Origin of the sequence: Streptomyces spongiae, assembly GCF_009377185.1 — a bacterium.
GTDB lineage: Bacteria > Actinomycetota > Actinomycetes > Streptomycetales > Streptomycetaceae > Streptomyces > Streptomyces spongiae.
On the sequence record NZ_VJZC01000413.1, the window covers coordinates 1 to 9001 of the forward strand.

At 73.4% G+C, this 9001-nt stretch carries 7 protein-coding genes and 2 pseudogenes; 1 reads left to right on the forward strand and 8 read right to left on the reverse strand.

Annotated features, from left to right (window positions below):
- The 3 genes from FNH08_RS36385 to FNH08_RS36395 form a co-directional block, all read right to left on the reverse strand.
- The coding region (locus FNH08_RS36385) for an SDR family NAD(P)-dependent oxidoreductase (RefSeq protein WP_152775803.1) at positions 1-498 on the reverse strand (498 nt) is incomplete at its 3' end.
- A gap of 94 nt (positions 499-592) precedes the next feature.
- Positions 593-1108: an immunity 21 family protein gene (locus FNH08_RS36390; RefSeq protein WP_152775804.1), complete on the reverse strand. Its 516-nt coding sequence runs from the start codon at positions 1106-1108 to the stop codon at positions 593-595.
- A gap of 65 nt (positions 1109-1173) precedes the next feature.
- A complete protein-coding gene (locus FNH08_RS36395) occupies positions 1174-1689 on the reverse strand; it encodes a rhodanese-like domain-containing protein (protein ID WP_152775805.1) in 516 nt (171 codons plus the stop codon).
- Between the two features lie 94 nt (positions 1690-1783).
- Here FNH08_RS36395 and FNH08_RS36400 point away from each other — a divergent pair, with 94 nt between their 5' ends.
- Positions 1784-2230: an Lrp/AsnC family transcriptional regulator gene (locus tag FNH08_RS36400; RefSeq protein WP_152775806.1), complete on the forward strand. Its 447-nt coding sequence runs from the start codon at positions 1784-1786 to the stop codon at positions 2228-2230.
- A 16-nt stretch (positions 2231-2246) separates the two neighbouring features.
- Here FNH08_RS36400 and FNH08_RS36405 read toward each other — a convergent pair whose 3' ends face one another.
- The 5 genes and pseudogenes from FNH08_RS36405 to FNH08_RS52505 form a co-directional block, all read right to left on the reverse strand.
- The gene (locus tag FNH08_RS36405; protein WP_322726068.1) at positions 2247-5270 is read right to left on the reverse strand and encodes an SMC family ATPase; all 3024 of its coding nucleotides are present in this window, start codon (positions 5268-5270) and stop codon (positions 2247-2249) included.
- The gene (locus FNH08_RS36410) at positions 5267-6430 is read right to left on the reverse strand and encodes an exonuclease SbcCD subunit D (RefSeq protein ID WP_152775807.1); all 1164 of its coding nucleotides are present in this window, start codon (positions 6428-6430) and stop codon (positions 5267-5269) included. The genes FNH08_RS36405 and FNH08_RS36410 overlap by 4 nt, the downstream gene beginning before the upstream one ends.
- A 140-nt stretch (positions 6431-6570) precedes the next feature.
- Positions 6571-7413 (reverse strand): hypothetical protein, encoded by an 843-nt coding sequence (locus FNH08_RS36415; protein ID WP_152775808.1) that lies wholly within the window; start codon positions 7411-7413, stop codon positions 6571-6573.
- A 112-nt stretch (positions 7414-7525) separates the two neighbouring features.
- Positions 7526-8092: pseudogene (locus tag FNH08_RS52500) on the reverse strand (DUF3710 domain-containing protein); the annotation flags it as partial.
- A gap of 396 nt (positions 8093-8488) precedes the next feature.
- Positions 8489-8830: pseudogene (locus FNH08_RS52505) on the reverse strand (pentapeptide repeat-containing protein); the annotation flags it as partial.
- Positions 8831-9001: the final 171 nt, after the last annotated feature.

A 9001-nucleotide genomic window follows, 5' to 3' on the forward strand; every position in this document is an offset into this window, starting at 1 on the left:
GGGCGGGAGGGCGGCCCGGTGCCGCGCGTAGGCCTGGACGAGCAGGAGCACCGAGCGGGTGTCGACCGCCCAGTGCGCGTCGAGCATCGCGGAGTCGATGGTGTCGAGGGTGCCGTCGGAGCCGGAGAGGGCGTGGTTGGCGACGAGGATGTCGAGGCGTCCGCCGAGCGCGTCCGCGGCCCGCGCGATCAGTTCGGCGGGCACGGCCGGTTCGGACAGGTCGCCCGGCCCGTCGGCCACCCGCGCGTCCGGGTCGCCGAGCGCCTCGCGCACGCCCGCGGCCACCTCCTCGGGACGGTCGGCGCCCCAGGGCATGGCGGTGTCGTGCGGTACGTGGTGGTGCAGGTACACGCTCGCCCCGTACGCGGCGAGGCGGCGGGCCACGGCGTAGCCGATGCCGCCGCGTCTGCTCGCTCCGGTGACGAGGGCCGTGCGACCGCGCAGGGGCAGGGGGTCGCGACGTAGTTCCTGTGGTGTGGGGTGAGGCAGTTGAGGCATCGACGTCCATGGTGCGGGACGGGCGCGCGCGGCGCAGGCGAATTTTGTACGGCCCTCGCCGCGCCTCTCCTCGCGCGCCCGCGCGCCGCCCTGGTCAGGCCGTGAGCCGTCGCAGCCGGACGAGCCCCAGCCAGGTCTCCGGGCCGGCCGACACGTACGCGGCACACACCCCGTAGCGCCCCGGCTCCAGCTCCACGCGCAGGTGGTCCGTGCGCTGTGAACCGTCTCCCGGCCAGGCGGCGTCGAACACGACCAGGGGACCCGGCACCCGCCACTCCACCTCCGGCTCCCACAGGGCGGTGTCGAGTGCAGTGGGAACCCCCGCGAGGAGTTCGTCCTCGGAGTTCGCCGCGTACCACCGGACGAAGGTGCCGTGGTCGGGGAGGAAGGCGGTCGAGGCGGGTTCGTCGCCCAGGACGAGCGCCCTGGTGTCACCGACGGGAAGCAATCCGATGGAGCCGTTGATGTCGCAGGCCCGGTCGTAGTCCGACGACAGGTCGTCGCCGTCCGCTCCCGTCCAGAACGGCAGCACCACTTCCGGTACCGCGACGAGCGGTCCCCCGCCCGACTCCACCCACTCCGTCACACCTGGTTCCGCGTATCGAGCCATGCGAAGAAAAGCTACACGGCGCGTACTTGACGGAGGTCAGTGTCCTCTACATCTTCAATGGATCTTCAGCAGCCGCAGTCCGCCGCGTCCACCGGTGCCGTCAGCGGGTCGGGGGCGCGGCGCTCGCCGCCCTCCCCTGTCTCGTACGCGAAGCCCTCCCGCACCCAGTACTCGAAGCCGCCGAGCATCTCCTTGACCTGGAAGCCGAGTTCGGCGAGGGCGAGGGCGGCACGGGTGGCGCCGTCACAGCCCGGCCCCCAGCAATAGGTGACGACGGGGACCGCCCTGTCGAGGAGTCGCTCCGCCTGTTCCGCGATGCGGGCGGTGGGCAGATGGACCGCGCCGGGGATGTGGCCCTGGTCCCAGGCCTGAGTGGAGCGGGAGTCGAGGACGACGAAACCGGGGTTGCCGTCGGCGGCCAGGGCGGCGGCCACGTCGGACACGTCGGCGTGAAAGGTGAGGCTCGCGCGGAAGTACGCGGCGGCGGCAGCGGGCGGCGCCGGGGCGACACTCAGGACGGGATTCGCAGAAGTCGTCGTGGTCACGTTCGTCGTCGTGGTCACTTTGGTCGTCGTGGTCATGGCCAGAAATCTACGGCCGGTGATCCACGCCCTTGAAGGGGCGATCCACGGCACGGATCTTGATCAGTCGGGGATTCCCCTGTTGTGTGGGGCCATGACCGCGTATTCCCCGGACGCCACCGACTGGCGCATCCTCGACGTCCTCCAGCGGGAGGGGCGGGCCAGCTTCGCCGAGCTGGCGCGTGCCGTCTCGATGTCCGCGAGCGCCGTCACGGAACGCGTGCGGCGGCTGGAGGAGGCCGGCGTCATCCAGGGCTACGCGGCCGTCGTGGACCCGGAGCGGCTGGGCCTGCCGATCCTGGCGTTCGTTCGACTGCGCTACCCGAACGGCAACTACAAGCCGTTCCACGACCTCGTCGCCGCGACACCGGAGATCCTGGAGGCGCACCACGTCACGGGCGACGACTGCTTCGTCATCAAGGTCACGGCCCGTTCCATGCGTCATCTGGAGGAGGTGTCGGGGAAGATCGGCGCGCTGGGGTCGGTGACCACGAGCGTCGTCTACTCGTCGCCGTTGCCGCGCCGCCCGCTGGGCAGGTGAGCCAGGGGACCCGCCGTCATCCGGAGCCCCGCTGCCGTACGACCGACCCCGACCGGCCCTTCACGATCTCCAGCTGGGCGTGGATGCGCCGCCGGAGGTCCGCGACATGACTGACGATGCCCACGCTGCGGTCGCGCTCGCGGAGGGAGTCGAGGACGTCGAGGACCTCGTCGAGGGTCTGGTCGTCGAGGCTGCCGAACCCCTCGTCGATGAAGAGCGTGTCGAGACGCACGCCGCCCGCCTCGTCGGTGACGACGTCCGCGAGGCCGAGGGCCAGCGCGAGCGAGGCGAAGAACGTCTCGCCGCCGGAGAGCGTGGCCGTGTCCCGTTCGCGCCCGGTCCAGGCGTCGACGACGTGCAGTCCGAGCCCGCTGCGGCCTCGTCCGGCGCGGTCGTCGGAGTGGACGAGGGTGTAGCGCCCGGCCGACATACGGCGCAGCCGCACGGTCGCCGCCGCGGCCACCTGTTCCAGGCGGGCGGCGAGGACGTATGCCTCCAGGCGCATCTTGCGCTCGTTGTCCGCCGAGGTGCCTGCCGCGAGGCCGGCCATACGGGCCACGCGGTCGTACTCCTCGCGCAGCGGCGCGAGCCGCCGGACGGAGTCGGTGGCCCTGGCGGACAGCCGGTCGAGTTCGGTGCGGCGGCGCTCGGCAGCGTCCCAGGCGGAGACGGCGTCCTGGAGCCGCTGTCCGGCGGCCTCGGCGGCCCGCTCGGCGGCGGGCAGGTCGGCGGCCGGCTGCCGCCCGGCCGCCGCGGTATCGGACTCCGCGAGTACGGCGCGTACGGCCGCGTCCTCCGACTGCCAGGCGTCGAGCCGCCGTTGGAGGTCGCGGTGGGCCGTGTCGTCGAGGAGCGCGGCGGCCGCCGCGCGCGGGGTGTCGAACCCGGCGCGGAAGGCCGCGTCGGCGAGGCGGGCGTCGGCGTCCTTGAGCCGCTGGGCGGAGTCCTCGGCGGCGCGGGCCGCATCGGCGGCGTCGGTGAGCCACGCGGCCAGGCGCTCCAGGTGGGCGGCTCGCGCGGCCACGGAGTCGGCGGTGCCGCGGGCCTGGGCCAGTTCCTCCTCCAGTGAGGTCCTCTCGCGGTCCAGGGTGTCCCGGCGGGTGGTCCGGGACGCGGCCCTGACCGCCGCCTCCTGCCCGGCGGCGAGCCGGAGTTCCCTCTCGTGCTCGGCCCTGCGCAGCTCTTCCTGCGCGACGTGCAGCCCGGAGGCTCCTCGGCGGGCCTCCGCGCAGGACTCCTCCAACTCGGCGAGCTGACGGTCGAGTTGGTCCGTGGGTGTGTCACCGGCCTCGGCGGTGGCGGCGGCCAGCGCCTCGCGGACGACACCGAGGCGCCGCTCGGCCCCCGCACGTTCCTCGTCGGCACTCTGGTAGGCGGTGAGTGCCCGCTCCTCCGCGTCCCGGTCGACATGACCGTCGATCTTCCGTGCGAGCTCGGGGTGTTCGGTGGCTCCGCAGACCGCGCAGGGCTGACCGTCGGTCAGGTTCGCCGCGAGTTCGGCGGCGATGCCCTGGAGGCGCTGCTCCTTGAGGTCGAGCCAGTGGGCGCGCGACGCCAACGCGCGCTCCCCCAGGGCCAGTACGCGCGCCTGGGCCTCGTCCGTGTCGCCTGCGAGCTGGTCGCGCAGCCGGGCGGCGTCGAGCCGCTTCCGTGCGGGGTCGCGCCGCTCGGCGAGCTGTTCGGCCCGGGTCGCGGCCTCCTGTGCGGACTCGATACGGGACTGGAGGCCGGCGCGGACCGTGTCCCACCCGGCGAGCCAGCTCTCGGCCTCCTGGAGCACGTCGTCGTCGGCCCGCTCCTGGCGGTCCAGGTCGGCGCGCTCGGCGACGACGGAGGCCAGCCGCTGCTCGGCGCGCCGGGCCGACTCCAGTCCGCCGAGTTCCTCGGCGGCCCTGCGCGCGGCGGCGGCGAGTCCGCCCGCTCCGGCATCGGCGTACTCCTGTGGGAGCAGGGCACGCGCGCGGGTCTCGGCTTCGGCGGCGCGACGGTGCTCGGTCTCGGTCTCGTCCCGGAGGTCCAGTGCGGGGGCCACGGCTTCGGCCTTGCGGGCACGCTCCATGCGCGCCTGTGCCTCCCGGTGGTCCTCGGCGCGCTCCTCCAGGTGCGCGGCCCGCTCCCGCGCCTCCGCCAACCGCCGCTGCAGGCGGGCCAGTTCGCGTACGTCGTCGAGGACGTGCCCCGCTGCGGCCCGCGCGGACTCGGCGGCCGCCCGCGCGCAGTGCGCGATGGTGAGCCGCTCGCGGGCCGTGCTGCGGGCCACGGCCGCCCAGGCCAGGACGTCCTCGGCGAGCCCCGGGTCGCCCGGTGCGAGCTCGGGCAGGGCCGTCCCGTCACCGGTCGTCCCGTCCCCGGCTGTCGCGTCCCCGGCGGCCTGGTGCATCCTGTGCGCGTCCGCGAGCAACTCGGCGTCTCCGGCGCGCACTTCGGCCTCGGTCGTACGCCTCCGCTCGGCGAGGCGCTTCTCGACCTCTGCGAAGCGGTGGGTGTCGAAGAGCCGCCCGAGCAGCCGTCCCCGGGCCTCGGCGTCGGCCCGCAGGAACCGTGCGAAGTCGCCCTGGGGCAGCAGCACGACCTGGCAGAACTGCTCGCGGCTCATGCCGAGGAGCTGGGTGATCTCCTCGCCGATCTCCTGGTGGGAGCGGCTGAGGTCCTTCCACGAGCCCGCCACCGGGTCGTACTCGCGCAGCCAGCTCTGCGCCTTGTCGAGCGTCGTACCGGTACCGCGCTTCTTGGGGCGCTCCCAGGGCGGCTGCCGGGTGACCTCCAACCGGCGTCCGGCGACGGTGAGTTCGAGCCGGATCTCGGTACGGGTCGAGGGCGCCGCGTGGTCGCTGCGCAGGGTCAGCCCCTGGCCGCTCTGCCGGGTGCCCGGCACCGTGCCGTACAGCGCGTAGCAGACGGCGTCGAGGACGGAGGTCTTGCCCGCGCCGGTAGGGCCGTGCAGCAGGAAGATCCCGGCGGCGGACAGGTCGTCGAAGTCGACCTTCTGAGAGCCGCCGAAGGGCCCGAAGGCCGTGATGTCCAGCTGGTGCAGCCTCACCGGGCGACCTCCCGCACGGCGTCGTCGGCACGCACCGCGTCGAACGCGTCCTGGAGCACGGCCTGTTCGCGCTCGTCGGGCCCGGAGCCGCGCACATGGGCCACGAAGTCCTCCGCGATCTGCCGGTCGTTGCGCCCGGCGAGACGCCTGGCGTAGGAGACGTCGGGGTCCTCGGGGGACCGCTCGGGGGCGAAGACGAGGCTGAGTGTGTGCGGGAACCTCTCACTGAGCCGCGCCATGGGGTCGGAGGGGCGGAGGGAGTCGGTGAGGGTCGCCTCGATCCACGCGTCCTCGTGGCGGGCGAGCTCCGGGTCGGCGAGCAGATCCTCCAGCTCTCCGCGGATCCGGGCGAGCGGGCGCGGCACCGGGCAGTCGACCCGCTCGGTCTCCACGGAGCCGTCGGCGCCCAGGTCGACCAGCCACATGCTCTTGCGGTGGCCGGTCTCGGAGAACGAGTACGCCAGCGGGGAGCCCGAGTACCGTACGCGCTCGGTGATGACCTGGCTGCCGTGCAGGTGGCCCAGTGCCACGTAGTCCACGCCGTCGAAGATCCCGGCGGGCACCGAGGCGACCCCGCCCACGGAGATGTCCCGCTCGCTGTCGCTGGCCTCGCCGCCGGTGACGAAGGCGTGGGCGAGCACCACCGAACGCGTGCCCCGGTCGCGCGTGGCGAGGTCGGCACGCACCCGCTCCATGGCGGCGGCGAGCACGGCCTCGTGGCCGGCCTTCTCGACCGCGAACTCGTCCTTCACCAGGGCGGGTTCCAGATACGGCAGCCCGTAGAACGCCACGTCGCCGTGGGCGTCGGCGAGCATCACGGGCGTGCCGCACGCCGAGGCGTCGGTGCGCAGGTGGATGCCCGCGCGCCCGATGAGCCCGGCGCCGACGCCGAGCCGGCGGGCCGAGTCGTGGTTCCCGGAGATCATCACCGTGGGCACGCCCAGCTCCGCCAGCCGGTGCAGGGCGTCGTCGAACAGCTCGACCGCGGCAAGCGGGGGCACCGCCCGGTCGTACACGTCCCCCGACACGACCACCGCGTCCACCTCGCGCTCGCGCACGGTCGTGACGAGGTGGCCGATGAACTCGGCCTGGGCACCGAGCATGTTCACCCGGTGGAACGCGCGGCCGAGATGCCAGTCGGACGTGTGCAGCAGTCTCAAGAATTCACTCCGGCCCGCACTCTCCCCTACAGAACTCACCGCAACCAGCACGAACCAGGACAGGCTCGCGGCCGACGGTCACCACGCTAGTACCTGTCGCCACCTCGTCCGCCACGGACCTCGCCTTCTCAGTCGCCGCGTCACGTCGACTGGTGGCCGGGCTCGCCGTGCTGGCCCGCTTGCGCGTACATCGACATGAGCAGGGCCTCGGCGGCCGCCAGCCGATCCTGAAGCACCCTCAGCTCCGAGTCCTTGGCCCGGTGCTCCTCCTCCACCCGACGACGCCGGGCCTCCTCATCCCGTGCCCAGCTGAAGTACAGCTCACAACGGCGCAGATTGAGCCCGTTCAGTTTCTCCAGGAGGACGACGCGTTCCTCTCGCAGGGCGCGCAGTTCGTCCTGGAGCCGCTCGATGCCGCGTGTGTGCTCCTGGCACTCCGCCTCCAGAGCGGCCACCCGTCGGCGGAGTTCCTCATTGCGGCCGCGTTCCCGGCCCAGTTGCTCACGCAGGGCCCCGATACGGTCGCTGAGGTCGGCCCGGGCTTCCAGCACGGCGAAGAGTTCGCGCCGTGTCTCGCTCTCTCGTTGCCGGCGTTCGGCGACCTGCTCGTGCAGGTCCTCCTCGGCGGCGTCGAGGTCCGAGATGGTCAGGACCGCGGCTGCCTTCGGTACGGCCTCCTCCTCGGGCCAGTCCGTGCGAACGGGGGCCGCCAAGGGCATCGCCCCGGCTGACACGGGGCGCCACAGCACGCGGAACGCCTCGGGGTCGCCGCCGAGCGCCTCCACCACCAGTTCCAGCTCTGACCAGGTGGGAGGACGGGAGCAGCGCAGCACCCCTGTGGCCGTCTCGTGGCTGATGAGTCCGTCGGTACGCGAGGCGATGACGCGCGCGCTCGGCCGTCCCGATTGGCGATGCAGGCGCTCCAGTCGGTCTCTGAGCCTCTCCAGAGGGGACCGGGGAGGCTCTTCCACCTCTGGCGCCATGATGTCCCCCTTCGCACAAGACGAGCCGATGCCCGATCGTCCCATCTCCGACCGGGTGACGGGACGGTTTCCCTCCGACGGTGGCGGGCTCTCGGCGTCCTCAGGTCGCCGTTCCCTCCGGGACCATCTGAGCGTCCTCCGGAAGCGTGAGGACGATCGGTGCGCGGGGCTTCATCGAGGCCTCGCCGCGGACCACCACGGTGTCCCGGAAGACCGCTTCGAGCAGAGCCGCCGCCTCCGGCTGCACCGCGCCCCGGCCAGTGATGACTCCGCGCAGGAACCAGCGCGGACCGTCGGCGCCGACGAACCGCACGACGTGGTGGCCCTCCGAGTCGTCCGGCGATCGCGCCGGTACCTGGGCGCGCAGTTCCCGGCCCAGCGGCCCCTCGGTCTCGTCAACGAGGCCGCCCTGCCGGGTGATGCCCTCGGCGATCTCGCGGCGGACCTCCGCCCAGATGCCCCCGCCCGAGGGTGCGGCGAACGCCTGAAACTGGATCGCGCTGTCGCTCAGCACGACGGTCGCCGCGACGATCGCGTCACCGGCGACCTCCACCCGCAGCTCCATGCCTTCGACGCCCGGCACGAACAGGCCTCCCAGGTCCACCCGGCCTTCGGCCGGGTCGGACACCTCGCTGACGTCCCAGGGGCCGTCGGGCCGCGTGGTGGAGGAGGGCGCCGGGCCGCCCGGGCCGCCTGAGTCGGCTACCCCGTCCTCACGGTGCGGCGCCCACGTGTCGAGGGGTGGGGGGAGGGTACGTGCGTCCACGCCGAGTGCGCGCAGGTAGGCGTTGACGTGCGTGTGTGTGGTGTCCTGGCCGTCTTCCAGAGCGTGCAGGGCGGCCACCGGCAGCCGGCAGGCGGCGGCGAGCAGAGCCGGCGTCAGTCCGGCCTCCACACGTGCCTGTGCCAGGGCGAGCCCGAGCGGCAACGGGGCGGTGACCGTGCCTGGGCGCTCCTCGACGGTCCAGTCCACTCCATCGCTGCGGGAGACCAGATGGTCCGGGACGACTGTCCCGGCGTCGATGCGCGCCCTGGCCAGTGCTCTGCCGGTCAGTCCCCGCACGCCGGTGAGGTCGGCGCCGCGCAGGTCGGCCTGCGCCAGATCCGCGGCGGTCAGGTCCGCGGCCCGCAGGTCGGCTTCGCGAAGGTCGGCCCGACGCAGCGAGGACAGCGTCAGTGTCGCGTTCGTCAGGGTGGCCCCCAGCATCTCCGCCGCGTCCAGGGAGAGATTCGACAGGTCGGCGTCGGACAGGTCCAGGACCGTCCCGACCGGCCACGGAAGGCGCACGACGGTCTCCACGGCCGCGTGAACACCGTTTTCCCTCGTGAAGCCGAGTCCCGCCGGTGCGGCCCGGCGAATGTAGGCGCACAGTCCGTCGGCGATCTCCAGGGCGGCGCGGGGGTGGTCACGTGCCATGCGGTCCAGTCGTGTCACAGCCAGGTGGCGTTCCGTCCCGTCGGGCGCGTGAAGACGTTCGAGTTCCGCCGCCACCGCACCGGTCCGGGCGGGTGCGGGGCGGCGCCGCGGTGCCACGGCGGTGCGAGGGTCCGGCAAGGGAGTTCGCGGCGGGGACACGGGGGTCGGGAG